Here is a 1,189-nt window from a genome sequence, read left to right as displayed (position 1 = left end):
GGTTAAGGATCGACACGACGCTCGGCGCAGCAGCCGAGCCATCGACCACCTTGGGGAAGCCGTCCGGCCGCAGACGTTCGTTGCTGATGCCGCCCCAGCCCGCAGCCGGCACCAGCCAGCGTAGGCCAAACAACTGGTTCGTGAAAACCGGCTCACCACCATAGTAAGTGATCCCGCCAACGTTTACGCCCAGCTTGTCACGTGCCGATGGCGCCGCGATCGGCTGCGCAGTCGGCGTAGGCGTCGGCGTCGCAATTGCGGCCGGCATCGACTTTGTCACGAAAACGCTCGGAGCGCTTTTGGCAACTGTGTCGTTCGGCACAATGACTGCGCCCATGCCCAGCACGGCACCAACGGACGCGCCAACTTTCAACGTTGTGGATGATCGCACAGCATAAAAAACACTGCTCGCGGTGACGCTGCCCATGTACTATGAACTCCAAATAGGATAAATTTTGGATCTAAGTGATGAAAATGAACAACGCGACCTTAGATCGCTTATTATTATAGAGCTACATTACTAACTCTTTATTTCGTTCACTCACCACTCTTCACTGAAAAAGTTTCTATATGAGCAGATTGAAATATCTGTTCTCATAAATAGTTTATTTATGTTAACCGGACGAGGATTTCCCACATCGAGTAAAAATCCTGCTCCGCCTGATGATTGGACTGTTTCAGCCCTGATTGGCCTCGTATCACACTATTTGCATGTGACACTCCCTGGGGGAGGCGACTGGGCGCACCAACGGCACACTTCGGCTTTGATATTAAGTGTCATCGGCTAACTGCCCTTAGATTTTGGTAGATGGAGCGGTAAAATTTTTGATGAGATGATACCCAGTGCTTATCTTTTATTAAGCAGTTGGACGCTCCCCTCCTTCCTGAGGCTAGTTCGACCGCTTCCGGTTGCGGCGCGCATATCTCATGCGTCGGAGCGATTTAGGATCTGGTACGCGATCTGGCCTAAGAGAGCGCCGCGTGCGGTCATCACACGTTGATGGAGACTACCCGTGATTGATCGCGATTCACGACATCCCTCGCTTGATGGCCGATCGTTAAAACTTGGATCAAGGGCAACTCAATAACCGGCGAATTGCAGCACGCCGCGGAGTTTGGGCGTCTCGCTTAGCGGCTGACCAGCATATTCGCGCAGGCCCCAGGCGCCATAGCGGCTGATTGGCCCAGT

Annotated in this window: 1 pseudogene; it reads right to left on the bottom strand. The window is 53.3% G+C overall.

Annotated elements, in window-relative coordinates:
• Positions 1–427: pseudogene (locus tag ASG67_RS10165) on the bottom strand (hypothetical protein); the annotation flags it as partial.
• Positions 428–1,189 lie beyond the last annotated feature (762 nt).

The sequence above is a fragment of the Sphingomonas sp. Leaf339 genome (genome assembly GCF_001426195.1).
Classification (GTDB): domain Bacteria; phylum Pseudomonadota; class Alphaproteobacteria; order Sphingomonadales; family Sphingomonadaceae; genus Sphingomonas.
Note: the sequence above shows the minus strand (reverse complement) of the source record. Positions and strands in the feature narration are given on the sequence as shown.